General features: G+C 67.5%; 16 protein-coding genes. 6 read left to right on the forward strand and 10 right to left on the reverse strand.

Annotated elements, in window-relative coordinates:
• Nucleotides 1-20 precede the first annotated feature (20 nt).
• The 7 genes from xpsH to xerD all read right to left on the reverse strand — a co-directional run bounded on the left by xpsH (nucleotide 21) and on the right by xerD (nucleotide 9,918).
• Complete coding sequence (gene xpsH / locus E5S66_RS12095; RefSeq protein ID WP_138349584.1) at nucleotides 21-476, reverse strand: type II secretion system protein XpsH; 456 nt, start codon at nucleotides 474-476, stop codon at nucleotides 21-23.
• A gap of 12 nt (nucleotides 477-488) precedes the next feature.
• A complete protein-coding gene (gene gspG, locus E5S66_RS12100; RefSeq protein ID WP_138349586.1) occupies nucleotides 489-917 on the reverse strand; it encodes a type II secretion system major pseudopilin GspG in 429 nt (142 codons plus the stop codon).
• A 54-nt stretch (nucleotides 918-971) separates the two neighbouring features.
• On the reverse strand, nucleotides 972-2,189 hold the full coding sequence (gene xpsF / locus E5S66_RS12105) for a type II secretion system protein XpsF (protein WP_138349588.1): 1,218 nt from the start codon (nucleotides 2,187-2,189) through the stop codon (nucleotides 972-974).
• A gap of 1 nt (nucleotide 2,190) precedes the next feature.
• The gene (gspE, locus tag E5S66_RS12110) at nucleotides 2,191-3,906 is read right to left on the reverse strand and encodes a type II secretion system ATPase GspE (RefSeq protein ID WP_138349590.1); all 1,716 of its coding nucleotides are present in this window, start codon (nucleotides 3,904-3,906) and stop codon (nucleotides 2,191-2,193) included.
• Nucleotides 3,907-4,100: 194 nt separating this feature from the next.
• The gene (gene purL / locus E5S66_RS12115) at nucleotides 4,101-7,985 is read right to left on the reverse strand and encodes a phosphoribosylformylglycinamidine synthase (RefSeq protein ID WP_138349592.1); all 3,885 of its coding nucleotides are present in this window, start codon (nucleotides 7,983-7,985) and stop codon (nucleotides 4,101-4,103) included.
• Between the two features lie 67 nt (nucleotides 7,986-8,052).
• Entirely contained in the window at nucleotides 8,053-8,856 is an 804-nt protein-coding gene (locus E5S66_RS12120; protein WP_138349594.1) for a DsbC family protein, read from the reverse strand.
• A gap of 99 nt (nucleotides 8,857-8,955) precedes the next feature.
• Complete coding sequence (xerD, locus tag E5S66_RS12125; protein WP_138349596.1) at nucleotides 8,956-9,918, reverse strand: site-specific tyrosine recombinase XerD; 963 nt, start codon at nucleotides 9,916-9,918, stop codon at nucleotides 8,956-8,958.
• 82 nt (nucleotides 9,919-10,000) lie between these two features.
• Between xerD and E5S66_RS12130 the strand changes: the two genes are divergently transcribed.
• Entirely contained in the window at nucleotides 10,001-10,477 is a 477-nt protein-coding gene (locus E5S66_RS12130) for an RDD family protein (RefSeq protein ID WP_138349598.1), read from the forward strand.
• Nucleotides 10,478-10,502: 25 nt separating this feature from the next.
• On the opposite strand, the gene lptG is transcribed toward E5S66_RS12130, so the two are convergent.
• Together lptG and lptF are read right to left on the reverse strand one after the other, a co-directional pair.
• The gene (lptG, locus tag E5S66_RS12135) at nucleotides 10,503-11,600 is read right to left on the reverse strand and encodes an LPS export ABC transporter permease LptG (RefSeq protein ID WP_138349600.1); all 1,098 of its coding nucleotides are present in this window, start codon (nucleotides 11,598-11,600) and stop codon (nucleotides 10,503-10,505) included.
• On the reverse strand, nucleotides 11,597-12,676 hold the full coding sequence (gene lptF / locus E5S66_RS12140; RefSeq protein WP_138349602.1) for an LPS export ABC transporter permease LptF: 1,080 nt from the start codon (nucleotides 12,674-12,676) through the stop codon (nucleotides 11,597-11,599). Before lptF ends, lptG begins: the two co-directional genes overlap by 4 nt.
• A gap of 161 nt (nucleotides 12,677-12,837) precedes the next feature.
• Between lptF and E5S66_RS12145 the strand changes: the two genes are divergently transcribed.
• The 5 genes from E5S66_RS12145 to E5S66_RS12165 all read left to right on the forward strand — a co-directional run bounded on the left by E5S66_RS12145 (nucleotide 12,838) and on the right by E5S66_RS12165 (nucleotide 24,706).
• The gene (locus E5S66_RS12145; protein ID WP_138349604.1) at nucleotides 12,838-14,319 is read left to right on the forward strand and encodes a leucyl aminopeptidase; all 1,482 of its coding nucleotides are present in this window, start codon (nucleotides 12,838-12,840) and stop codon (nucleotides 14,317-14,319) included.
• Between the two features lie 3 nt (nucleotides 14,320-14,322).
• Nucleotides 14,323-14,748 carry a DNA polymerase III subunit chi gene (locus tag E5S66_RS12150; protein ID WP_138349606.1) on the forward strand — a complete coding sequence of 142 codons (426 nt, stop codon included), beginning with the start codon at nucleotides 14,323-14,325 and terminating at the stop codon, nucleotides 14,746-14,748.
• A gap of 101 nt (nucleotides 14,749-14,849) precedes the next feature.
• Nucleotides 14,850-17,678: a valine--tRNA ligase gene (locus tag E5S66_RS12155; protein WP_138349608.1), complete on the forward strand. Its 2,829-nt coding sequence runs from the start codon at nucleotides 14,850-14,852 to the stop codon at nucleotides 17,676-17,678.
• A gap of 60 nt (nucleotides 17,679-17,738) precedes the next feature.
• Entirely contained in the window at nucleotides 17,739-19,091 is a 1,353-nt protein-coding gene (locus E5S66_RS12160; RefSeq protein ID WP_138349610.1) for a sensor domain-containing diguanylate cyclase, read from the forward strand.
• Nucleotides 19,092-20,452: 1,361 nt separating this feature from the next.
• The gene (locus E5S66_RS12165) at nucleotides 20,453-24,706 is read left to right on the forward strand and encodes a hypothetical protein (protein ID WP_138349611.1); all 4,254 of its coding nucleotides are present in this window, start codon (nucleotides 20,453-20,455) and stop codon (nucleotides 24,704-24,706) included.
• Here the strand turns inward: E5S66_RS12165 and E5S66_RS12170 are convergent.
• Nucleotides 24,703-25,416, reverse strand: coding sequence for a hypothetical protein (locus tag E5S66_RS12170; RefSeq protein ID WP_138349613.1), 714 nt, complete (start codon nucleotides 25,414-25,416; stop codon nucleotides 24,703-24,705). The two genes, E5S66_RS12165 and E5S66_RS12170, sit on opposite strands and share 4 nt — an antisense overlap.
• Between the last annotated feature and the right edge of the window lie 383 nt (nucleotides 25,417-25,799).

Here is a 25,799-nt window from a genome sequence, read left to right on the forward strand (position 1 = left end):
GCCGCTGCGCCGCCGCGCGCTCATTGGGTGGCTCCGATCCGGCGCAGCCGCACCTCGCCGGTCAGCCAGGCCACGTCGACATCCCAGCCGCCGCCATTGGCGGCCATCCGCACCCGCCCGCCGGTGGCGGCGCCGTCGGGGAAAAAGCGCACCGCGCCTTCAGCTGACGCGGGCCGCAGGTCGCGCGCGCCGGTGAAGACCAGTTCGCCGGTGTCGGGCAGGCGGCCGTGGCGGCCTTTCGGCGCGCGCCAGGCGCGGGCGGCCGGGTCGATCACGAACTCCTGCGGCACCCCGCTGGCGATCGCCAGCGCGCGGGTGAAGCGCAGTTGCGCGGCCACCTCTTTCGCCGCCGAATGCAGGCGCGCGCCGCGCAGGCCATCGCCGAACGCGGCCATGGCCAGGAGGCTGGCGGCGGCGATGATCGCCAGCACCACCAGCATCTCCAGCAGGGTGAAACCGGCCGACCGACCACGCACGCGCCCGTCCGCTTATTCGAAGCGCAGGTCGGCGTCCACGCTGTCGCCGCCGGGCTGGCCGTCCGCGCCCAGGCTGACCAGGTCGAACGCCCGCCCTTCGCCCGGCAGCTTGTACTGCACCGGATGCATCCACGGATCCTTCAGCTCGGCCGGCTTGGCGTAGGGGCCCAGCCAGCCGGCGGCCCCGGGCGAGGTGACCAGCGCGTCGAGGGTGGGCGGCAGCGCGCCGGTATCCATCTGGAACTGCTGCACCTTCTCGGCCAGCGTCTGCAGCTGCGCCTGCGCCAGCTTGACCTTGGCGCGGTCGCCGCCGCCCAGGATGCGCGAGGCGGCGAAGGCGACGATGCCGCCGATCAGCACCACCACCACGATGATCTCGATCAGCGAGAAGCCGCCCTGCGCGGCCTTCTGGATCGGACGGAAATTGCGACGTTCACGCATTGCAGTGCCCCGGCTTGGGTTGGAATTCGGATTTCGGAAAGACGTCTGGCGCACTTATCCCACCACGCTGGTCAGGTCGTAGATCGGCGCCAGCACCGACAGGATCACCACCCCCACCACCGCTGCCAGCACCAGCGTCACCACCGGCACCAGCGCGGCCAGCAGCCGATCCATCGCCGCCTGCGTTTCCTGGTCGAAGGTGTCCGCGGTCTTCAGCAGCATGGCATCCAGCGCGCCGGATTCCTCGCCCACCTGGATCATCTGCAGCGCAAGCCGCGGCAGCCGCTTGCCCTTGGCCAGCGCGGCGGACAGGCCGATGCCGTTCTTCACTTCCTCGGCGGCCGCGGCCACGTCATCGGCCAGCACGCGGTTGTCCAGCACGTTGCGGGCGATGCCCAGCGCCGACAGCAGCGGCACGCCGTTGCGCAGCAGCGTGCCCAGCGTGCGCGCCAGCCGCGCGGTCTCGAGCTTGGCCACCAGCGGCCCGGCCAGCCTGCGCTGCAGCAGCCAGCCGTCGAAGCGGCGCATCACCGCGGGATCGCGGCGCAGGCGCCCCAGCCACAGCACCAGCAACAGCGGCACCGCCAGGATCACGATCCACCAGTCGCGGACGAACACGCCCACGCCCAGCACCAGCCGTGAGAACCACGGCAGCTGCGCGTCCAGGCTTTCGTACATGCCGGCGAACTGCGGCACCACGTAGCCCAGCAGGAACAGCAGCGACAGCCCCACCATCGCCAGCAGGATCGCCGGATACACCATCGCGTTGACCACCCGGGTACGCAGCGCGCGCGAACGCTCCAGGTAATCAGCCAGCCGCTGCAGGGTCTCGTGCAGGCTGCCACCCGCTTCGCCGGCGCGCACCATGTTCACGTACAGCCGGCCGAACGCGCCGTGCTGGCGCTCCAGCGCCGTCGACAGCGCCGCGCCGCCGCGCACCGCGTCACGGATGTCTTCGACGATGCGCCGCGCCGCCTCGTCTTCCGGCAGTTCCAGCAGAATCCCCAGCGCCCGATCCAGCGGCTGACCGGCCCCCAGCAGTGTGGCCAGCTGCTGGGTGAACTGCACCAGCCGCGCACCGGCGAACGGCCTGGGCTTGAACAGCGCGCGCCACGACGGATCGCCGCCCGCTTCCGAAGCCGGCTTCGCCTCCACCGGCAGATGGCCCTGCTCCTGCAGTCGCGCCGCCACCTCGGCCTCGCCGGCGGCTTCCATCTGCCCGTCCAGCAGCTCGCCGCGCGCGTTCAGCGCCTTGTAGCGGTACAGCGCCATCTCACGCGTCTTCCGTCACGCGCAGCACTTCCTCGATGGTGGTCTCGCCGCGCAACGCCTTGGCGATGCCGACCTCGTACATCGTCGCCATGCCGGCCTCGCGCGCGAGCGCCTCGATTTCGTCCATGCCGGCGTGGCGCATCACCGCGCGGCGCACCGCGTCATCCATCACCAGCAGTTCCATGATGGTGGTGCGGCCGAGGTAGCCGGTGGCCGACAGCGCGGACGGCACGGCGCGATACAGGAAGATCTCGCCCTGCGGCTGGAAGCGGCGCAGGCCGAATTTCTCGATTTCCTCCGGCGAGGCCGGGTACTTCTGCGCATGCACCGGCTCCAGCCGGCGCACCAGCCGCTGGGCCACGATGCCGTTGACGGTGGAGGTGAGCAGGTAATCCTCCACCCCCATGTCCAGCAGGCGGGTGATGCCGCCGGCGGCGTTGTTGGTGTGCAGCGTGCTCAGCACCAGGTGGCCGGTGAGCGCGGACTGGATGGCGATGCGCGCTGTTTCCAGGTCGCGCATCTCGCCGATCATGATGATGTCCGGATCCTGGCGCACGATGCTGCGCAGCGCGTTGGCGAAGTCCAGGCCGATCGCCGGCTTGGCCTGGATCTGGTTGATGCCCTCGATCTGGTATTCCACCGGGTCTTCGACGGTGATGATCTTGACCTTGGGCGTGTTGAGCCTGCTCAGCGCGGTGTACAGGGTGGTGGTCTTGCCGGAGCCGGTCGGGCCGGTCACCAGCAGGATGCCGTGCGGCTGCTCCAGCACCTTCTGGAAGCGCGGCATGAACGCGCTGCCGAAACCCAGCCGCTCGAAATCCAGCACCACCGTCTCGCGGTCGAGCAGGCGCATCACCACCGATTCGCCGTGCGCGGTGGGCACCGTGCTCACGCGCAGGTCGAGTTCCTTGCCCTGCACGCGCATCACGATGCGGCCGTCCTGCGGCAGGCGCCGCTCGGCGATGTTGAGCTTCGCCATGATCTTGATGCGGCTGATGATCGCGGCGGTCAGGTTGGTCGGCGGGCTTTCGCCCTCCTCCAGCACGCCGTCGATGCGGTAGCGCACCTTCAGCCGGTTCTCGAACGGCTCGACGTGGATGTCGGAGGCACGCACCTCAACCGCGCGCTGGATCAGCAGGTTGACCAGCCGGATCACCGGCGCTTCCGAGGCAAGGTCGCGCAGGTGCTCGATGTCGTCGGGTCCGGCCTCGCCCTCCGCGCCCTCGACGATGCCTTCCATCGTGCTGCGGCCCTGGCCGTGCCAGCGTTCGATCAGCTCGTCGATCTCGGAGCGCACCGCCACTGCAGGGCGCACCGCACGGCCGGCCGCCAGTCGCACCGCGTCCAGCACGTAGGCGTCCTGGGGATCGGCCAGCAGCACGTCGACGCCGGTCGCGTCCGCAGCCACCGGCACCACGTGGAACTGCTGCATGAACTTGACGCCCAGCGCCACCTCTTCGGGCGGCAGTTCCGGCACGTCCTTGCCGCTGCGCAGCGGCAGGTCCAGCGCGGCCGCGCAGGCCTCGGCGTGGTCGCGCTCGGACACCAGGCCCAGCCGCGCCAGCAGGTGCAGCAGGCTGCCGCCATCCTCCCCGTGCAGCCGCCGCGCGCGCGCCAGGTCCGGCTCCTTCAGCTTGCCGCGCTGCAGCAGCAGGGCGACGATGCGTTCGTCCGCATCCGCCTGCAGCGGCTCGAGCTGACTTGCAACTGCGTTCACGCACGGCACTCCAACGGTCCGTCGCGGACTTTAGCAGGCCGCGGGCCGGCGCCGAAACGACAGCGCCCGGTGGCTTGCGGGCCACCGGGCGCTCAACGGGTTCCCCACCGGCATTGCTCGATCAACCCGGCCCGACGGCCTGCATGCCGTCGGGCGTTCGCGGGCTCGCGGCTAGCGCCGCTCGAAAGCCCCGCTCACCCCACCCACACCCGGGCGTTGCGGAACATGCGCTGCCACGGCGAATCCTCCGGCCAGTCGGCAGGCGCCCAGCTGAAGTTGGCGCTGCGCAGGGTGCGCTCGGGGTGTGGCATCAGCAACGTGGCACGACCGTCGCGGCTGGCCACGCCGGCGATGCCGTCGGGCGAACCGTTCGGGTTGGCCGGGTAGCTTTCGGCGATGCGGCCACCCTCGACGTAGCGCGCGGCCACGTCCACCGCGCCCTGGTCGATCACGTTCGCGAACACCGCGCGACCCTCGCCGTGCGCCACCGCCACCGGGATCCGTGAACCGGCCATGCCGCGCAGGAACAGCGAAGGCGACTCGCCCACTTCCAGCAGCGCCAGCCGCGCTTCGTACTGCTCGCTGGCGTTGCGCTGGAAGGTCGGCCAGTGCTCGGCGCCGGGGATGATGTCGCGCAGCTGGGCCATCATCTGACAGCCGTTGCAGATGCCCAGCGAGAAGCTGTCTTCGCGGGCGAAGAAGGCGGCGAACATCTCGCGCAGCGCGGTGCGCTCGAGGATCGACGTCGCCCAGCCGCGACCCGCGCCCAGCACGTCGCCGTAGCTGAAGCCGCCGCAGGCGGCGAGGCCGTGGAAGTCCCTGAGGTCGAAGCGGCCGGCGATCAGGTCGCTCATGTGCACGTCGTAGGTATCGAAGCCGGCGCGGTCGAAGCCCCAGGCCATCTCGATCTGGCTGTTGACGCCCTGCTCGCGCAGGATCGCGACCTTCGGCCGCGCACCGGTCGAAACGAACGGCGCGGCGACATCCTCGGCGGCATCGAAGCCCAGCACCGGTTGCAGGCCCGGCGCGTCGAAGCGGCGCACCGACTCGCGCTCGCTGTCGGCACCGTCGGGGTTGTCGCGCAGCTTCTGCATCGCATGGGTGACCGACCACCAGGCGTCGAACAGCTCGTCCCAGCGCCACTTCGCCAGCTCGTCGTCGCCGTCGGCAATCCGCACCACCGGCGCGGTGGTGGGCACCGCGATGCGCTGGGCGCATTCGATCAGGCCGTGGCGGGCGACCAGGTCGGCGAACGCTGCGCGCTCCTCGACCGGCACCTGCACCACCGCGCCCAGCTCCTCGTTGAACAGCACCCGCAGCGGATCGCCGGTGCGGCCGTCGCCCCAGCCATCGAGGCGGATGTCCAGGCCCAGGTGCGAGGTGAACGCCATCTCGCACAGCGCGGCGAACACGCCGCCATCGGAACGGTCGTGGTAGGCCAGCAGCAGGCCGTCTTCGCGCGCATCGCGGATCAGCTCGAACAGCGCGCGCAGGCGCTGCGGGTCGTCCAGGTCCGGCGCTTCGCCGCCGAACGCCGGCAGCGCGGCGCCGCCGTTGGCTTCCGGGTGGCACTGCGCCAGCACCGAACCGCCCATGCGCTGGCGCCCGCCGCCAAGGCCGATCAGCCACAGCTCGGAGTCGACGTCGCGGCGCAGCAGCGGGGTCAGCTGGGCGCGCACGTCCAGCACCGGGGCGAACGCGGACACCACCAGCGACACCGGCGACACCGACTTGTGCGCTTGGCCGTCGGCCTGGTACTGCGCCTGCATCGACAGCGAATCCTTGCCGACCGGGATGCCGAGCTCCAGCTCCGGGCACAGCTCCATGCCCACGGCTTTCACCGCATCGAACAGGCGCGCGTCCTCGCCGGCATGGCCGGCCGCGGCCATCCAGTTGGCGGACAGCTTGATCCGGTTGAGCGACTCCAGCGGCGCCGCCATCAGGTTGGTGACCGCCTCGCCGACCGCCATCCGCGCCGAGGCGGCGGCGTCCAGCAGCGCCAGCGGGGTGCGTTCGCCCACGCTCATCGCTTCGCCGGTGAACCCGTCGAAGCCGGAGAGCGTGATCGCGCAGTCGGCCACCGGCATCTGCCACGGGCCCACCATCTGGTCGCGCGCGGTCAGGCCACCGACCGTGCGATCGCCAATGGTGATGAGGAAGGATTTCGCCGCCACCGCCGGGTGCGCCAACACGCGCAGGCCGGCGTCGTGCAGGTCCAGCGCATCGGTGTCCGCCTGCGGCCAGCGCGGCGGCGCCGGGTGCGCGGTGTCGCGGTGCATCTTCGGCGCCTTGCCGAACAGCACGTCCATCGGCAGATCGATCGCCGGCGGCTGGCCCTCATAGCCCACCCGCAGGTGTTCCTCGGCGGTGGCGACGCCGACCACCGCGAACGGGCAGCGCTCGCGCGCGCACAACGCGGCGAACTCGGCCACCCGCGACTGCGCCACGCCCAACACGTAGCGTTCCTGCGATTCGTTGCACCACAGCTGCATCGGCGACAGCGAGGGGTCGTCCTTCGGCACCTTGCCGAGGTCGATGACGCCGCCCACCCCGAAGTCGTGCAGGATCTCCGGGATCGCGTTGGACAGGCCACCCGCGCCGACGTCGTGGATGCACAGGATCGGGTTGTCGGCGCCGCGCGCCACGCAGCGGTCGATCACCTCCTGCGCGCGCCGCTCCATCTCCGGGTTGTCGCGCTGCACCGAGGCGAAGTCGAGGTCTTCGGCGGATTCACCGGAGGCCACCGAACTGGCGGCGCCGCCGCCAAGCCCGATCAGCATCGCCGGGCCACCGAGCACGATCACCGCATCGCCGGGGGACAGCGGCAGCTTGTCGACCTGGCCGCGATCGATGGCGCCAAGGCCGCCGGCCAGCATGATCGGCTTGTCGTAGGCGCGGGTCAGTCCCTCGCCCTCCGGCAGCTCGAAGCTGCGGAAATAGCCGGTGAGGTTGGGCCGGCCGAATTCGTTGTTGAACGCCGCCGCGCCCAGCGGGCCGTCGAGCATGATCTCGAAGGCCGAGGCCATGCGTGGATTGAGCGGACGTTCGCCCTCCCACGGCTGCGGCAGCGTGGGGATGCGCAAGTGCGAGACCGAGAAACCGGCGAGGCCCGCCTTCGGTCGGCCGCCGCGGCCGGTGGCGCCTTCGTCGCGGATCTCGCCGCCGGCGCCGGTGGACGCGCCGGGGAAGGGCGCGATCGCGGTCGGATGGTTGTGGGTTTCCACCTTGATGCAGAACGCCGAGTTGGTGACCGGCTCGCTGCGGTAACGCTGGGTGTCCGGGTCCGGGCGCCAGCGCGACGCGGCATAGCCTTCCACCACCGCAGCGTTGTCGCTGTAGGCCGAGAGCACGTGCTCCGGCGTGCGCGCCTGGGTGTTCTTGATCATCTTGAACAGCGAGACCGGCTGCGGCTGGCCATCGATCGTCCAGCTGGCATTGAATATCTTGTGCCGGCAGTGCTCCGAGTTGGCCTGCGCGAACATCATCAGTTCGACGTCGTGCGGGTCGCGGCCCAGCTCGGCATAGCGCACGCGCAGGTATTCGATCTCGTCGTCGGCCAGCGCCAGGCCGAGGTGCGCGTTCGCCGCCTCCAGCTGCGCCAGCGGGATGACCTCGACGTCGCCCGCGGGCTGCGCGGCGAACAGCGCCGCGCCGGCGTCGCGCGCGGCCAGCAGCGACTGGGTCATCGGGTCGTGCAGCAGCTTGGCCAGTGCCGCCTGCGTGGCGGCATCGTCCGGCCAGCCGGCCAGGTCGATGCGCAGGCCGCGCTCGACGCGCCGCACCGGCAGGCCGGCGCCGCGCAGCAGCTCGGTGGCCTTGCTGGCCCATGGCGACAGCGTGCCCAGCCGTGGCACCACGAAGCGGCTGACCGCGTCGGCGGCGGCGGCGGCGAAGCCATCCTCCGCCTGCAGGATGCGGCGCAGCGCGGCGGCATCCGGCGTGGCGCCGGGTTCCGGGTCGATCCAGTAACCGTGCCAGGCCCCGGCGATGTGCAGGCCGGGGACTAGGCTTTGAAGACGGGCTTGCAGGCGGTCGCGGCGGAATGGCGACAGGGCGGGCGCGCCCTCGAGGACGATCATGTCCGGCAGCTGTTGGGGACGGCCCGACATTGTAGCCGAGCCGAACAGGCCCGGCCCGCGGCGGGGCTCAGCCGGCCTTGTTGTCCTTGGCCATCGCGTCCAGCCGCTCCAGCAGCGCATCCGGCGGCAGATAGCCGCCGAGCTGGTGGCCAGCGGCATCGAGGATCATCGGCGTGCCCTCCAGTCCCATCCGCAGGCCGGCGTTGTACTGCATGTCCACCGGCGAGCGGGCGCACGGTTTTTCCGGCACGGCGCGGTCGTTCTTGGCGTCGGTCAGCGCCTTGCGCCGATCCGACGCGCACCACACCGCCACCATCTTGCGGTAGTCGGGGCTGCCGATGCCGGCGCGCGGGAACGCCAGGTATTCCACCCGGATGCCGCGCTTGGTGTACTCGGCGATGTCGGTGTGGAACTTGCGGCAGTAGCCGCATTCCACGTCGGTCAGCACCACCACGGTGTGCTTGGTGGCGCCGGCCGGGGCATACACGATGCGGTCGGCCTCGGGCAGGGTGGCCAGCACCTGCCGGCGCACCTTGGCCATCGCCTCGTCGCCCAGGTCCTTGCGGGCGGCGATGTCCAGCAGGTCGCCCTGGAACAGGTACTTGCCGTCGTCGCTGACCCAGATCACCTGGCCACCGGCGATGACTTCGCGGAAGCCGGGAATCGCCGCCTTGCCGATGGATTCGACCTGGATGCGCGGGTTCAGCGCGCGCAGCGCATCGCGTACGCGTGCTTCCGGGGTACCGGCGGCGAAGCTGGGTTCCTTCACCGTCGCTACCGGCTTGGCGGCGGCAGGCGCGGCGGGAGCGGTGGACTGCGCGCAGGCGGACAGGCTGAGGCAGAACAGGGCGGCAAAGACGAGGCGCTTCATTGGAACTCCGGATAGGGGCGCTGCATCCGACCGGACCGGGCGCCTTTGGTTCCGCATTCTCGCATGCCGTCCCGGCCGCGACCGGCCGCCCTCACGCCATCAAGCGCGCGGGTGGTGCTGCGCGTGCAGGTTGCGCAGGCGGTCGCGGGCCACCAGGGTATAGATCTGGGTGGTGGTCAGGGAACTGTGGCCCAGCAACATCTGCAGCGCGCGCAGGTCGGCGCCGTGGTTGAGCAGGTGGGTGGCGAAGCTGTGGCGCAGACCGTGCGGGCTGATCTTCGCGGGGTCGATGCCGGCCGCCACCGCGCAGCGCTTCACCAGCGCCCAGAACGCCTGCCGGCTGGGCGCGTCCCCATCCGCCTCGACAAACAGCGCCTGCACCGTGGACGGCTGGCGCGCGCTGGCCAGCAGTGGCGCCCGCGCGTCGCGCAGATAGCGCTCCAGCCAATGCCGCGATTCCTCCCCCAGCGGCACCAGCCGCTCGCGGCCGCCCTTGCCGGTCACCCGCAGCACGCCCTGGCGCAGGTTGAGCGCAGTGGCCGGCAGGCCGACCAGCTCGCTCACCCGCAGCCCGGCGGCGTACATCAGCTCCAGCATCGCGCGGTCGCGCAGACCCGTCGGCGATGTCACGTCGGGGGCGTCCAGCAGTGCCGCCACCTGCATTTCTGACAGGGCCTTGGGCAGCAGGCGCGGCAGCGTCGGCGGCTGCAGCAGGGCGCAAGGATCGTCCTTGCGCGCGCCGCTGCGCAGCGCATGGGCGAAATAGGCGCGCAGGCTGGACAGCAGCCGCGCGGTGCTGCGCGGCGAGTAGCCGGCCTCGGCGCGCATCGCCAGGCAGGCGAACAGGTCTTCGCGCCGCGCCTGCTCCAGCGGCGGCCGGGCCATCGCGCGCAGCCAGCGCGCCAGCCCCTGCAGGTCAGCGCGATACGCCGACAGGGTCGCACGCGACAGCCCGTGCTCGGCCCAGGCCGCATCGAGGAAACGCTCGATGCCGGCCGCGTCCTCCTCCGCCAGCTGCGGCAGGCTGCGGGACAACTGGCGGCGGTCGGCGGCGCTGGGCATATGCGCAAGGGTAGAGCCCCGGCGCGTTTCCGGCACCTTGCCAGCGCGCAGGCGCGCGCCGCCCCGCCTGTATCCTGTGCCGATGCCCGAACACGCCCCGCCCGCCCGACGTTTCCCCGCCCTGATCGGCTGGCGCCTGCTGGCGCTGCTGTACGACCTTTTCCCGATGCTGGCGCTGTGGATGCTGCTGTCCACCGCCTTCACCCTCGGCTACACCTATCTCGGCGACCACCCGGCGCGGGAAAACATCGCGCCCTTCAGCCCGCTGCAGTGGCTGCTGTGGCTGTGCTGCTGGCTGGCCACCGGCGTGTACGCAACGACCAGCTGGCGGCGCGGCGGGCAGACGCTGGGGATGCGGCCCTGGCGACTGGAAGTGGTCGCCGCCAACGGCGGCGAACCGACCACGCGCGTGCTGTGGCAGCGCTACACGATGGCCACGCTGTCGCTGCTGGCAGCCGGCCTTGGCCTCTGGTGGGCCTGGATCGACCGCGAGGGGCTGACCTGGCACGACAGGTTCAGCGGGACGCGAATGCAGAGGCTGCCGAAACCGGTGGCCTGACCGCGGCGCAGGACGCGCCGACTAGCTAATTGCTGCGGCGGCGGAACAACAGCCAGGACACCGTCAGCATCACCACCGGCGGCAGCGCGTAGGCGATGCGGTAGTCGAAGCGGAAGATGCCGGCCAGCTCACCGAAGATCCGCTGCAGCACCCAGAAGCCGAGCGCGAACACGATCCCGATGAACACCCGCTTGCCGTAGCCGCCACTGCGCAGCGAGCCGAACGCGAACGGGATCGCCGCCAGGCACAGCGCCAGCACGTTGATGGGATAGAACCAGCGGCCCCAGTAGATGTCCTCGAGCTCGCCGGCTTCCAGCCCGTTGCGACGGCGATAGTCGATGCTCTGCGCGAGCTCGCGGCTGCCCATGTTGCGCGGCTTGGTCACGCTGGAGGCCAGCGCGGTCTCGTCCAGCTGCGATTTCCAGTGCTCCTGCGCGCTGCGGCTGCGGCTGACCGACTTGGCGTGGAAGCTGGTGCGTTCGACCCCGCGCAGCTGCCAGCCGCCGGGCCGATGCTCGGCCACCTCGACGTTGGCGATGGACTGCAGGCGGCCCTCGCCGTCGAACTGGAACAGGCGCACGCCGCGCAGCTCCAGCCAGCTGTCGCCGCCGCGCTGCTTCCGCTCGCCGCTTTTCGCGTTGAGGAACATGTCGCCCTCGCGCGCCCACAGCCCGCTGTACTTGGACATCACCAGGTCGGTGTTGCGCACCGATTTCAGCGCCTGCGCGCGCTCCTCGCCCCAAGGCGCCAGGGTCTCGCCGTTGACCACCATCAGCAGGGTCAGCAGCGCCAGCGATGCCGCCACCGACACGCTCAGGCGCCGCCGCGACAACCCCAGCGCGCGCAGCGCGGTCAGTTCGGACGAAGCCGCCAGCTGGCCCAGGCCCAGCAGCGCACCGATCACCGCCGCGGTCGGGAACAGGGTGTAGGCGCGCCACGGGATGCTCAGCCCGGTGACCGCGATCGCGTGGTTGGCGGTGAACGCGCCCTTGCCGATGTCGCCGACCCCGTCGGCGAACGCCAGCACCACGTCCAGCCCCAGCAGCACGCCCCAGGCCAGCAGCACGCTGCCGATCACCGCCCGCGCGATATAGCTGTCGTGCAGCCGCGGCCAGTGCTTCATCGACGCCTCCACGGCCGCGCCACGCGGCCGTCGCGGGCATACAACCAGGCACCCAGCGCCAGCATCGGCAGCAGCAGCCACCATAGGCCGGCGGCCAGCGGCAACTGGCCCGTGGCCAGCCATTCGGTGCCCAGGATCATCAGGAATATGCCCACCAGATAGGCCAGGAAGGCCAGCAGCAGTGCGCCGTGGCGGGACTGGCGCGGCGAACTGCGCGCCAGCGGCAGCGCCATCAGCGCGAACGCCAGCGCCAGCAGCGGCGGCGCGATGCGCCAGTGCAGCTCGGCGCGCGCCGGCGCTGCGGGATCCGCCAGCAGTTCACCGATGGTCTTGAAGGCGGGATCATCCATGCGCCGCTGGTCATCTGGCGCCGGCAGCTGCATTTCGTTGCGGGCGTAGTGCATCAGCCGGTAGTCGAGCGCCTGCCCCGCCAGCGGGCCTTCCACCCGGAAACCGTCCAGTAGCGCCAGCACCCGCGCGCCCTGGTCGCGATACAGCTCGCCGCTGCGGGCGGTGGCCACGTCCATGCGGTCGCCACGCTCGCGGAAAATGAACACCCGCGCCAGCTTGGTGCCGTCGCTCGACATCTCGCCGGCATAGGCCACGCCGCCACTGGCCATGGGGGTGAAGCGGCCCGGCTCCAACCCGGCCACCAGCAGGTTCTTGTTGGCCTCGATCACCATCCCGCGCGCCAGCCGGTTCGCCCACGGGCCCAGCCACAGCGAACAGGCGGCGATCGCCAGCAGCACCGGCACCGCCACCAGCAGCAGCGGGCGCAGCAGCCGGACCGGCCCCACGCCGGCCGCGCTCAGCACGTGCATTTCCGAATCGCGGTAGAGCCGGCCCACTGCCAGCAGCAGCCCCAGCAGCAGTGCCAGCGGCAGGATCAGCGGCAGGTAGCCGAGCAGGCGCAGGCCCAGCTGCGACAGCAGCAGCGCCGGCGGCACCTTGCCGGCGGCCATCTCGCCGATCAGGTCGGCGAACACGCCGCCCAGGCTGACCATGCCCAGCACCACCAGCGCGGCAAGCACGGCGCGGGCGAACTCGGCGCTGAGGTAGCGGTCCAGCTTCGGCATCAGGCCGGCGTGCTCCAGAACATGCTTTAGAATCAGGGTTCGCCACGCGGCGCTGAGCGCCCGGCGCGGCCGCGCATTGTAAGCGACCCAGCCCGCCTGCCCGCCGGTCGCAACCGGCAGGCCGCCTTCTTTTTCGTGATACAGCCCGGATACCTTGTTCGATGAGCCTCGAATTCAGCCTGAGCCAGACCGCCCCCGTCTCTGCCACCGTCGACTGCATCGTGGTTGGCGCCTTTGCCGATGGCAGCCTGACGCCCGCCGCGCAGGCGCTGGACGCCGCCAGCAGCGGCCGCATCCGCGCCCTGCTGGAGCGCGGCGACGTGTCCGGCAAGACCGGCAAGACCGCCCTGCTGCATGACCTGGCCGGCATCGCCGCGCCGCGCGTGCTGGTGGTGGGATTGGGGGATGCCGGCAAGTTCGGCGTGCCGCAGTACCTCAAGGCGGTGGGCGACGCCGCCCGCGCGCTGAAGACCGGCCCGGTGGCCACCGCGCTGTTCACCCTGGCGGAAGTGGCGGTCAAGGACCGCGACGCGGCGTGGAACATCCGCCAGGCGGTGATCGCCACTGATCACGCCTGCTACCGCTACCTCGCCACCCTGGGCGAGAAGAACAAGAAGCGCGAGGACAAGGGCCTGCAGCACCTGCACGTGGCCGGCAGCGACGCCGCCGCGCTGGCGCAGGGCGTGGCGATCGCCGCCGGCGTGCGCTTCAGCCGCGAGCTGGGCAACCTGCCGCCGAACATCTGCAACCCGGCCTACATCGCGCAGCAGGCGCAGGAGCTGGCGGCGCGCAGCGAGGGCGTCGAGTGCGAGGTGCTGGACGAGGCTGCGATGGAAGCGCTGGGCATGGGTTCGCTGCTGGCGGTGGCGCGCGGCAGCGCGCAGCGCCCGCGGCTGGTGGTGCTGAAGTATTCCAACGGCGGCGACGCCAAGCCCTTCGTGCTGGTCGGCAAGGGCATCACCTTCGACACCGGCGGCGTCAACCTGAAGACGCAGGGCGGCATCGAGGAAATGAAGTACGACATGTGCGGCGCCGGCACCGTGCTCGGCACGTTCGTGGCCGCGGTGGGCATGCGCCTGCCGGTCAACCTGGTGTGCATCGCCGCGGCGGTGGAAAACGCCATCGACGGCAACAGCTACCGCCCGTCCGACGTCATCACCAGCATGAGCGGCAAGACCATCGAGGTCGGCAATACCGACGCCGAGGGCCGCCTGATCCTGTGCGACGCGCTGACCTATGCGCAGCGCTTCCAGCCGGCCGCGCTGGTCAACGTCGCCACACTCACCGGTGCCTGCATGGTGGCGCTGGGCAAATACGCCACCGGCGTGATGACCAAGACCAGCCACGACCTTGCGCGCGAACTGCTGGATGCCGGCGAAACCGTGTTCGACCGCGGCTGGCAGCTGCCGCTGTGGGACGAATACCAGCCGATGCTGGATTCGGCCTTCGCCGACATCTACAACATCGGTGGCCGCTGGGCCGGCGCGATCACCGCCGGCTGCTTCCTGTCGCGCTTCACCGACGGCCAGCGCTGGGTGCACCTGGACATCGCAGGCAGCGCCTCCGACGACGGCAAGATGGGGATGGCCACCGGCCGCCCGGTCGGCATGCTCAGCCAGTGGCTGCTGGATCGCGCCGGGTAAGCCATGCCCCGCGCCGACTTCTACCTGATCGACAAGCCGCGCTTCCGCGAACAGCCGCTGCTGCTGGTCTGCGAGCTGGCCAAGCGCGCGTTCGCCGCCGAGCTGCCGACGCTGGTGCTGGCCCGCGACATGGCGCAGGCGGAAGCGCTGGACGACCTGCTGTGGTCGTTCGATCCCGACGAGTACCTGCCGCACCAGATCGCAGGCCAGGACGAGGACGAGGATGAGGCGCCGGTGCTGATTGCGGCGCCGGAGGCCGACCCCGCACCGCGCCCGCTGCTGATCAACCTGCGCGACGACGCGCCGGCCGGTGGCTTCGAGCGCGTGCTGGAAGTGGTGCCGGCCGACCCGGCCGCGCGCGGCCCGCTGCGCGAGCGCTGGAAGCATTACCAGTCGCTGGGCTTCGATCTCAAGAAATACGACATGTAACGGCCTGCAGGCGGGGCAACAGCTCCGATCCAAACGCCACGGGTACGGCTCCGGCCGCGCCTGCATGAAGCACACCAACCGCTTTCGATGACCACCCACCGATGACCACCCTCGCCTCCGGCTTCGACCCGCAATCCTTCGAAACCCGCCTGTACCAGCAGTGGGAAGGCAGCGGCGCGTTCGCGCCGGCCGGCAACGGCCCGGCCTACACCATCCTGCTGCCGCCGCCCAACGTCACCGGCACGCTGCACATGGGCCACGCGTTCCAGCACACGCTGATGGACGCGCTGGTGCGCTACCACCGCATGCGCGGCTACCGCACCCTGTGGCAGATGGGCACCGACCATGCCGGCATCGCCACCGAGATGGTGGTGTCGCGCAACCTCGCCATCGAGGGCAAGGGCGAAACCCGCGATTCGCTGGGCCGTGAAAAGTTCATCGCCAAGGTCTGGGAATGGAAGCAGCACAGCGGCGACACCATCGAGCGGCAGATGCGCCGGCTGGGCGCCAGCGGCGACTGGTCGCGCAGCGTGTTCACCATGGACCCGATGCCGTCGCAGGCGGTCACCGAAGCCTTCGTGCGCCTGCATGAGCAGGGCCTGATCTACCGCGGCCAGCGGCTGGTCAACTGGGACCCGGTGCTGAAGACCGCGATCTCCGACCTGGAAGTGGTGAGCGAGGAAGAGAACGGCCACCTGTGGTCGATCCGCTACCCGCTGGCCGATGGCATGAGCTACGAGCACATGGAAGTCGATGCCGACGGCGTCGAGATCCTGCGCGAGACCCGCGACTACGTGGTGGTGGCCACCACCCGTCCCGAAACCATGCTCGGCGACACCGCCGCGATGGTGCATCCGGAAGACCCGCGCTACCTCGCGCTGCACGGCAAGTTCGTGCAGCTGCCGCTGACCGGTCGCCGCATCCCGGTCATCACCGACGACTACGTCGACCGCGCCTTCGGCACCGGCGTGGTCAAGGTGACGCCGGCGCACGACTTCAACGACTACGCGGTGGGCCAACGGCATTCGCTGCCGCTGATCAACATCTTCACCGACGACGCGCGGGTGGTTTCCAGCCGCGACGACATCGCCGACAAGTACCGCGGCCTGGACCGCTTCGAGGCGCGCAAGCTGATCGTCGCCGACCTCGACGCCGCCGGGCTGCTGGTCGAGGTCAAGCCGCACAAGCTGCAGGTGCCGCGCGGCGATCGCAGCGGCCAGGTGATCGAGCCCTACCTGACCGACCAGTGGTTCGTGCAGATGGAGACGCTGGGCAAGCGCGGGCTGGAACTCGCGGAGAGCGGCGCGGTGAAGTTCGTGCCGCCGAACTGGATCAACACCTACCGCCACTGGATGGAGAACCTGCAGGACTGGTGCATCAGCCGCCAGCTGTGGTGGGGCCACCGCATCCCGGCGTGGTTCGACGATGCGGGCAAGGTCTTTGTTGGCCGCAGCGAAGCCGAGGTGCGCGCGGCGCACGGCCTCGGCGATGCTCCGCTGCGACAGGACCCGGATGTGCTGGAGACCTGGTTCTCCTCGGCGATGTTCCCGTTCAGCACGCAGGGCTGGCCGGATGCGGCGGCGATGGCCGAGCGCGGCTTCGCGCAACACGTGCCGTCGAACGTGCTGGTCACCGGCTTCGACATCATCTTCTTCTGGGTCGCCCGGATGGTGATGATGACCGACCACTTCACCGGCCAGGTGCCGTTCCACGATGTCTACATCACCGGCCTGGTCCGCGACAAGAACGGCCAGAAGATGTCGAAGTCGAAGGGCAACGTGCTGGACCCGATCGACATCATCGACGGCATCAGCGCCGACGACCTGGTCGCCAAGCGCACCTTCGGGCTGATGCAGCCGAAGATGGCGGAGAAGATCGAGAAGGACACCCGCAAGGAGTTCCCGAACGGCATCAACCCGCACGGCGCCGACGCGCTGCGCTTCACCATGGCCGCGCTGGCCGGCCCCGGCCGCGACATCAAGTTCGACCTCGCCCGCGCCGAGGGCTACAAGAATTTCTGCAACAAGCTGTGGAACGCGACGCGCTTCGCGCTGATGAACGTCGGCGACGCGACCTTCAACGGCAAGCCGCAGCCGCAGACCGATGCCGAACGCTGGATCCTGTCGCAGCTCGACCGGGTCAGCGCGGAAGCCGCGGAACACTTCGCCAGCTACCGCTTCGACCTGCTGGCGCAATGCCTGTACGAATTCGCCTGGAACCAGTTCTGCGACTGGTTCGTGGAGCTGGCCAAGCCGGCATTGAACGGTGACGACGACGCGGCCGCGGACAGCACCCGCCACACCCTGCTGTACGTGCTGGACGCGCTGCTGCGCCTGCTGCACCCGCTGATCCCGTTCGTCAGCGAGGAGCTGTGGCAGTCGGTGGCGCCGAAGCTCGGCAAGTCCGGCAGCCTGATGCTGCAGCCGTACCCGCAGGCCGGCGACATCGACACCACCGCGTTCGCGCAGGCCGATGCCGACATCGAATGGCTGAAGGCGATGGCCAGCGCGGTGCGCCGCATCCGCAGCGAACTGGGCGTGTCGCCGGCCAGGCAGCTGGCCCTGCTGGCGCGCGGCGGCGGCGCCGACGATGCCTCGCGCCTGCAGCGTTTCGATGCCTCGCTGCGCTTCCTGTGCAGGCTGGAGCGGATCGAAATGATCGCCGGCGAACCGCCCGCGGCCGCACCGGCCGTGGTCGGCGAGCTGCAGCTGTTCGTGCCGCTGGAAGGCCTGGTGGACATGGACGACGAGCGCGCACGGCTGGACAAGGAAATCGCTAAGATCGCCGCGGAAAAGGACAAGAGCGAAGCCAAGCTGGCCAGGTTCGGCGCCGGCGTGCCGGCCGCGGTGGTGGAGCAGGAGCGGGCGCGCCTGGCCGACTGGGCCGGCAAGCTTGACGCGCTCTCCGCGCAACGGAGTAGGCTGGGCTAGCACCAGCGCCCCGGGGCCACCGCGCCGGGGCGACGCACACGCCAGCGAGGGCATCCACAGATGGCCAGCCAGACCCCGGGCAGCGGCGCGCCCATCACCACCGATCCCTACCGCCAGCTGCTGGACGAAGTGGGCGCGTTCGTCTACACCACCGATCTCGACGGCCGCTACACCTACGCCAACCAGCTGGTGCTGGACCTGCTGGGCGGTCACCCGCTTGATGCCGTCCTGGGCAAGTCGTTCACCGACTTCGTCGACATCGGCGAAGCCGGCGACACCTTGCGCAAGACCGATCGGCGCGTGCTGGAGCTGGGCGAAACCATCGCCCGCGAGGAAACCAACCACATCCACGCCACCGGCGAATCGCGCAGCTACTGGTCGATCAAGAAACCGCTGCGAGACGCCAGCGGCGCCATCGTCGGGATGCTCGGGATTTCCCACGACATCACCGAGAAGAAGCGGCTGGAGGACCGGGTGCGCCAGCAGAAGGAGCTGCTGGATACGGTGCTCGACAACATCGACGGCCTGGTCTACGTCAAAGGGGCCGATCGCCGCTTCCGCTATGCCAACCGGCACCTGGCCGATGTGTTCGGCCGGCCGGTGGAGCAGATCGTCGGCAGGCTGGACAGCGAGCTGATGCCGCGCGAGGCCGCCGATGCGTTCTGGGAAAAGGACCTCCGCATGCTGGCCACCGGCGAGCGCTACGCCGGAGAGGAATCCCTGGTCGATTCCGAAGGCCGCCTGCGCCACTACTGGAGCGTGGTGGTGCCGTGGCCGGACTTCAACGGCAGCCCCGCGCTGATCGGCCTGGTCACCGACATCACCGAACTGCACGCGCTGAAGGAAGAACTGCAGCGGCAGGTGCGCACCGACAGCCTGACCGGGCTGGCCAACCGGCGCAGTTTCCAGGAGCGCGCGGAAAGCGAATTCGCCCGCAGCCGCCGACACGGCACGCCGTTGAGCCTGGTCGCCATCGACATCGATCATTTCAAGCGGGTCAACGACGACTACGGCCACGCCGTCGGCGACCACGTCCTGCAGGACTTCGCGGCCTGCTGCCAGCACGCGCTGCGCGAGGAAGACCTGTGCGCGCGCACCGGCGGCGAGGAATTCTGCATCCTGCTGCCGGACACCGACGCGGATGCCGCCCGCGTGATTGCCGAACGCATCCGGCTGATGACCGCCAGCTGCCGGCCCTGCCCCGAGCATCCCGCGCTCACGATCACCGCCAGCTTCGGCGTTGCCTGCGTCGAACCGTCGGATCCCAGCTTCGACACCCTGTTCTCGCGCGCGGATCGGGCGCTGTACACCGCCAAGCAGCAGGGTCGGGACCGCACCTGCGTGCTGCACACGGAATCCGCGGAGCCGGCCGCGCCACACACCGCATCGACGCGGCACGCGGCCCAGGACTGAGAAAGCGCCGGCTGTGGCTGTCGTCGACACTTTGCGGATCCCTGATGACACATCAAAGCGTCACGGAGGGTGTCGCAACCCGGCTCCGGCATCGCAAAACCAGACGGCGGCTCGCCGCGGATGGCGGCCTGCAGACACAAAAAACCCCGCGGATTCGCGGGGTTAGTCGGGACGCGTCGTTGGTGGCTATGGGTGGACTCGAACCACATTATGAGAACGAGGAATCCGAAATACCTCTAGGAACCACAATAGACGTTGCTTCCGAAATGGCAGGCGCCAAAGTGGCCAAAAATCAACACTTTAAATCAATTAAATCAATAGCTTGGAGCGTTTCACTCATTTTACGAACCTAAGGGTCCGCTCTCGCCCGAAACCGGCACTAAGTACAGCAAGGTTACTTAAGGTCGTAAAAAATCTGGCGCGTCCACTTGCGACCCCTATGACCCCGACACTAGCGTTGGATCATGGACGGAAGCCACTTCGATCTGGACCCTTTTTCCGAGCTCGACGGGAGCCGCGTTCCCGAATCGTGGTGGCCAGACCTCAGTCGATCCTTGCTCGAGCTTGGGGACGCGACTTCGGCGATTGACCGGCCTACTCTGACGCCGCTCACCTGCTACCTGGCCCGCAACCAGCGAGTCCTTAGAACTCAAGCCGCTGTCCACGCTCCTGTCACGCCGCCCACGGAAATCCATGGCCTCCACCCGGGGAGTGCAACGCTTTTTCGGTTTCAGCATGGCCGGTCTACCGGGCTGGAACTACTCACCAACATTGGGCTTTGCGCTCTTCTCGAAGCAAGGAGTTCCGGGAGCTCGCATCCGAGACAGCTCCTCTCGATCGTTCGTGGGGCAATGGGCGGTGCAAACTCGACGCTGACGGGGGTTCTGGGCGCCATCTCCACAATCCCCGAACTCGTTCGTGTGGTTAACACCGACGAACTAGTAAGGAGTGCGCTCCCACCGCACTTCACGCAGCTCTGGAAGGCTTGGCTGGGTGACACCCTTTTACGCTGGATGCATTCGCATGCGTCCCAAGTACGGAGATCGCTGGAACCTAGTGTCCTCTCCCCGCAGCTGGACGATCCCATCCTTCACGTTTCGGTGGATGGGCGAAGCCAGGAATTCGGGCCCTCGCTCATCTGCAATAACGTCCCACCCTCGGAGCTATTGCCTGAGGGCATGACAACTACGCGGGCCGGGCGCGCAGCGTCCGATCTTCTGGAGCGGGCAAGTGCGGGCGACCCGCTTGCCGCTCCTGAGCAACGACTCCCCGGGGCTTTAGACGAGCGTCTGTGTCGCGCTGCCGCGCGCGAGGCCAGCGTGCATCTGGAGGATCCAGCTCGTTCGGAACCCTACGCTGCGTTGGCGCTGGTACTGGCCGGCGCCATTCGGGAGATCGACCTACCGATCGTTGTTTGGGGTGCATCCCATTCCGCCCGGCCGCTTGCAATTGATCCCACTGATCCGGTGCTTTACAGGCGGTTGAAGCGACCGGCGAATGCAGTTGTACCCCCCAAGCATCTCTCCACCGACTGGCTGATGCCTAGCGCTGAGGTCGTGGCATGGCCCCTGCCAAATTCGGTGCATCAGGCCCTGCTCGCCTTGGCTGGTGGAAATCCAATTCGGGACCAAGGGGTACTTCCCATGCTGGCGGCATCCCCCTTCTCCCCGTATCGCATGCGGGACGTGATCGCACGACTGGTGCCAGAAGCCAAAGTCGGGGCCCTCGCTCCGCGCTTGGCACTCGCCTCAGAAATTTCCAGCGAACTGGGTACAGAAGTCGCTCAGCTCGCGATGGCGGATACCTTCGGCATCTCCTCGATTCCCGCGTACTACTCGGCCATGCCCGAGGCGGAATTGGCTAGCTTCATCGCTGGTATCCAATCACGACGGTTCGCCGAGCACGTCAAGGTACCTACAGAGCGCAATGGATATGTCGGCTCTCGGCTGGTCCTAACCGATTACGCCGCACGGCAATGGCCGACTTTGCTTGGGAAGGCACTCAAAGACACCTCCAGGCAGTCCCAGAGCTGCACTGAGGCGTGGAGCGCTCACCGCAACCACCTCGTCGCAGCGCTGTGTTGCGCTACTGGCCACCGACCCGAGGATGCATTGGGACGCATCCACCTGTGGGACGTCATCCCCGAGTACGGCTTGGTGGTGCTCCAAGACAAGCAGGTGGACGCCTTGCGCTCGACCCGCATCGCGGCGACAGGGCGGTTATGGCTATCGGATCTACGGCGCTATTTGGATCGCTTGCGCGAGATTGCCTCCAGGCATGCAGAGGAACCTGCTGGCAGGCTGGCCAGCGCGATTCTCGGTAACGACGCTCCCTTGTTTAGCTTGCCCTCGGCGAGCGGCGGCATCGCACACATGACGGCCGCCACACTGCGCGAAGGGATGCCTGCAGAGCTCGCGTGCGTCGACAACTTCTTTCGGCACCGACTTAACCAGAAACTGTTGGAGCGTCGGGTGGATCCAGAGCTTCGGCACGCGCAACTGGGATGGGTCGTTTCGCCAGCCCATTTCCACAGCGACCTGTCGCCACGTGCTCCGATGGAACTTGGACACGACCTTGCGTCGGTTATCGACGACATCCTGACGAGGGAAGGATGGTACCGACCGTCCGCTCGCAGAACGCGTTGGACGTGGGAGGGCGTCCCAATGCCATCCCCCGTGGATTGGGATGCAGCGTTTGCCTCAGAAAAGCGTCGCCACGAGGAAGCGCTTAAGCAGGTCAAGCTAGATCTGCAGAAGCGATGGAGAGATCTGGAAGGTCCCGTCCTCACCAGGCTCGCGGACGCATTTCAGGAGTTCTGCCCCCTTCTCCGGGTGGATCTCGAAAAGAAGTGCCTTGTGCTCCGCCATGGCGGGCTCGGACGGGTGGAACTCAACGGAGATCACCACGCCCTAATCTGTGATCGCGTACGGTTGGGCGATCAGGAATTGTCCAGCGGTTTGGAAGCGGCTACAGCCCGAATCTTGCTCTATCGCCTAGTGCGACGTGCCCGGGACAAGGGCATCGTCCAAGGGCCGATTCCGGGGCGGCCATACTTAAGCGTAACGTCCGAGCCATCGCCCTTCGTTCCGGGGCTGGGGGCCGCTATACGGCATGCCCACGCGGTCCGCCACGACATCGAGGAAAGAGCCACCCAGCGGCAAGTTCGGGATCTGGGTCAGCTCACTGTCTGGTCGATCATGGCGTTTTCGATGTATCGACGTATGCCTTGGGCGAGGGCTGCAACCCACGCAGCCCGAACTGCGATGCGCGCAAAACGGAGGGGGCATATTCTCAGGATAGATGCGCGTATCGATGGCAGAAGCGTGCACATGGTCTTCTCGGGCGGCCCTGCGATTCTGCTGGCTCGCCGAAAAAAGCACGCCCCAACCTCTCCGGCACCGTCGCGGGAGGCACTGGAGGACTGGGCAGCCAAACACCTCTGTGGGCGGGTTGCATGGGGAGAGTCCTGCGAGGCCTCCGGTCGCATCGAGAGTTCGCTCGCTGCTGCAGCTAAGGTCGAGCTGTCGGGCATCGAGCGCCTGCTCATGCAGATGGGTACGGAAACCGCTGCTGAGTCACCGATCCGCTGCATCGCGAAGGACGATCGCTGGCCGATCCAGGCTTCGGACGGCGCCTCTGAACCGCCCGACGAAGGCCACACCGAGCCTCCCCTCCTGGAAGCCAGTCATTCCGGATTCGCCACAGGGCCAAGTCGGAAGGATTACGAAGAATTGATGGCCACCCTGAACAAACGGGTGTTCGCGAAACGGCGCGCGGGCAAAACGAAGGGTAAGCGGAAAGAGGCATCGGATGGCCAACATGGCTGGCATGGAGCTCTTCGCCATGAGCTCGAGGTTCTGCGGGATCGCATACACGTCGATCCCAACATGGCGTTGCTGGTTTCGTATGTCCTTGATCACCTCCGCTACGGCAGCGAGGATGGCCATCGTCTGTCGCAGAACTCGTTGCGGCGCGAGGTCTCGCAGATCGGCTGGCCGCTGATTTGCTTGGCTGAAGGACGAGAAATCCAGAGCATGCCCGCGGAAGGGTTGCGCAACTTGTACTTGGCGGTTCTCCTCTCTAAGACGACGCAGGGCAGACCCTACGTAGTGGAGGAACTCCGCAGGCTCCATCGCTTCTTGATGCGGTTGCATTCGCGACCTGCTCTCGACTGGGGGGAGCTTTCCCTCCTGGCCGGAAAGCGGCAACTTGGCATTGAGCCCGGATTGCTAACGGCAGCAGAGGTGCACGCGGTGGAAGCAGAGCTGCAAGTGGACTATCGGAACGAAATGGAGCGGGACGATGCCAGTCCAGACTTCCTGCGCCTCACGCAACTTCGGCGAATCTACTTTCTCGTCATGGAAGCCTCGGGCATCCGTCCCGGCTCAGCCTACGGATTGACGTTGGGAGACGTTCACTTCCTGGGCGATGGAGGTGACTTCGTGCACCTTCGAAAAGGAGAGTACGGGGAAGTGAAGACTCACACCTCCTTGGGATTTGTACGCCTTGAGGGTGACCTATGGAACCAGCACAGAAAATGGGTCGAGGGGTGGATTAAGAACCAGGCAACGATTCATCCTGAGACCTGGCGGGAGCTCCCGCTGTTTGGAGCCAAGCCAGGCCTTCGAATCCGGGTTCAGGAGCAACACCTCAGCAGTCGAGTCAACAGCCTGTTGAAGTGGGCTACCGGGGATCGAAAGGCCAGCTGCTACTGGTTACGAAAGTCCAGGATCTCGCAGCGCTACGAATCCCTTGCATCGAACCAGAAAAAAACTGCCAGGGACGTCTACCGAGCCATGGCTGCATCCGGGCATGCTTGGATCCAGACTCCGATTCAACGCTACAACAACGATCCCTCCAGCCTAATGGTTGTGGATCTTGAGATCAGCCGAGAAGCGCCTCGTGCGCACCTGTTGGCACTTTCAGGATTGGATCCCGGACCTGTGGACGCCGCATGGCATCGTGCGGGCGAAAGAGTAGGCGCGAGACTAGAAGTCGTCCTGGATCGCATCGACGCTAGATTTGTCGATGTCCCAAGTGAGCACCGGGTGCCGGCCCCTGCACTCCACCGCTTTAATCCGCTCAAACCCGTGCACGTGGACAATTTCGCGCGCGCTATGCAACGGCACAAGAACGTAGCTGAAGCATCCTTGGCGGCCGGCATCACCTCGCAACAAGCAGCTCATCTCGGGCAAGCTGCTGAGCGGCTGCTCGGCCAACGCGGTTGCGCTCCATGGCGACTGGAAGGGCTCGATGCAGTTCGCTACGTCCTGCCTGCGCCTAGAAAAATCGCCGGTACAGAAAAGTGGTTCGCCCTGATGGATGAGGAGCCTTCGGATGATCTCAGGTGCCTTGCCGCGTCCTGGGCCAATCAACCCCATTCGGAGCGATTGCACGGCAAAGGCACGGTGATGCAAGTCGAGTCCAGGCTACTGCCAGCCCTTATGGAGCTACTGGAGCGCACCCAACTCAATGTAAACGTGTGCACCAAAGATGGACGCCATTTGCTTAAAGCCGCCTCGAACGTCAAGTACAAAAAGGGGCATGCGCCTGCCTTGGCTTGGGTGTTTTCGATTATCTGGCTCTACGCGCCGCCTCCGCTCGCAGGCTCTTAAAGACCCAGCTGCACATCCAGCTGTCCGTTCGGAAGTGCACGGAAGTTTGCCTTGCCCAAAAAAATCGCTGGGCCGACATAAGAGGCTGTATTTTTTAAGACCAACTCAAATAGTTCGTCGATACTTCTCGGATAGTCAGATATAGGGAGCTCGAGGGTCGACCTGTCGGAGAGCATCAGGACGTTTGCATCCAGCTTGGGCTTGCAAACGCCGACTAGAGATGCTCTGAGAAATCTGTTGTTGGAACCATCAGGGCCCGGCTCGGTGAAGGCCGATGGCTTAAGTTGCGGCAAGTCCACTGCTACGCCCTGCACAAAAATCGATGCGATTAATCCGCTTTTTTCGTGGGTCGTGGATAGGGCGCGCAGCACCTCCACGCAGTTCGGATTGGATGCAGCCTGAGCCAGCCGCAACGGCGGGCTCCGCTGCGAGTTCTGCTCTATCTCCACGGCCGTCTTAACAAGCGCACCCGCGAATTCCCCCGCAAAGCCGATAAGCTGATCGTTATCGATTATTGCAAGATGCACGGAGCCGCCCCACAAAATAGGGCTACCCAGTCGCGCACCATAGCTTTTCGCAAACGCGCGAAGGACGCGCGGAATATCGCCCAGCTTCTCCATCGCGTCCTTATCGAGCTCGATCGGACTTCCCGGGCTTTCTTCTCGTGCGAACTGCAATCTAATAAATCTCGAAAGGTCAATTTCCTTCATTTCCACTCCAAAGGATTCGTTAATTTGGGATCGGCAAAGCGAGCCGATAGGACGCTGGGCGTCTCGACTGAGGAGTGCAATTTGGGCCTGCGCCGACAGAACTCTCGTTTGGCGGTCTACCCGCGCCACCCGAACGAACGCGGATGCATTCGTACGGACGAGCCATCGAAGGCATGGAGGCGATACGTACTTGATGCGCCCGAGGCAGTGGTAGCGGGCCAACTAAAAAAGGTAAATGCGCGTTGGCTGCGCTGACGCGGCTCGCTTGGCCAAAGCGCTTTGAGCGCCAAATTAGTCTGACACTGCTTTTCAGCAGTAGAGACCCCGCACGAAAGGGGTCGAAATAGTGAATCGCGCTTACCCTGCGACGTGAGGTCCGGATG

The organism is Thermomonas fusca (genome assembly GCF_005862345.1).
GTDB classification, from domain to species: Bacteria; Pseudomonadota; Gammaproteobacteria; order Xanthomonadales; family Xanthomonadaceae; genus Thermomonas; species Thermomonas fusca.

What these genes read in the sequence shown, in the direction of transcription:
- E5S66_RS12130 (WP_138349598.1), top strand. Translation starts at nt 10,001, where the DNA reads ATGCCCGAACACGCCCCGCCCGCCCGACGTTTCCCCGCCCTGATCGGC.
- E5S66_RS12150 (WP_138349606.1), top strand. Translation starts at nt 14,323, where the DNA reads ATGCCCCGCGCCGACTTCTACCTGATCGACAAGCCGCGCTTCCGCGAA.
- gspG (WP_138349586.1), bottom strand. Translation starts at nt 917, where the DNA reads ATGCGTGAACGTCGCAATTTCCGTCCGATCCAGAAGGCCGCGCAGGGC.
- E5S66_RS12155 (WP_138349608.1), top strand. Translation starts at nt 14,850, where the DNA reads ATGACCACCCTCGCCTCCGGCTTCGACCCGCAATCCTTCGAAACCCGC.
- lptF (WP_138349602.1), bottom strand. Translation starts at nt 12,676, where the DNA reads ATGCCGAAGCTGGACCGCTACCTCAGCGCCGAGTTCGCCCGCGCCGTG.
- purL (WP_138349592.1), bottom strand. Translation starts at nt 7,985, where the DNA reads ATGATCGTCCTCGAGGGCGCGCCCGCCCTGTCGCCATTCCGCCGCGAC.
- xerD (WP_138349596.1), bottom strand. Translation starts at nt 9,918, where the DNA reads ATGCCCAGCGCCGCCGACCGCCGCCAGTTGTCCCGCAGCCTGCCGCAG.
- E5S66_RS12145 (WP_138349604.1), top strand. Translation starts at nt 12,838, where the DNA reads ATGAGCCTCGAATTCAGCCTGAGCCAGACCGCCCCCGTCTCTGCCACC.
- E5S66_RS12170 (WP_138349613.1), bottom strand. Translation starts at nt 25,416, where the DNA reads ATGAAGGAAATTGACCTTTCGAGATTTATTAGATTGCAGTTCGCACGA.
- xpsF (WP_138349588.1), bottom strand. Translation starts at nt 2,189, where the DNA reads ATGGCGCTGTACCGCTACAAGGCGCTGAACGCGCGCGGCGAGCTGCTG.
- lptG (WP_138349600.1), bottom strand. Translation starts at nt 11,600, where the DNA reads ATGAAGCACTGGCCGCGGCTGCACGACAGCTATATCGCGCGGGCGGTG.
- E5S66_RS12160 (WP_138349610.1), top strand. Translation starts at nt 17,739, where the DNA reads ATGGCCAGCCAGACCCCGGGCAGCGGCGCGCCCATCACCACCGATCCC.
- E5S66_RS12120 (WP_138349594.1), bottom strand. Translation starts at nt 8,856, where the DNA reads ATGAAGCGCCTCGTCTTTGCCGCCCTGTTCTGCCTCAGCCTGTCCGCC.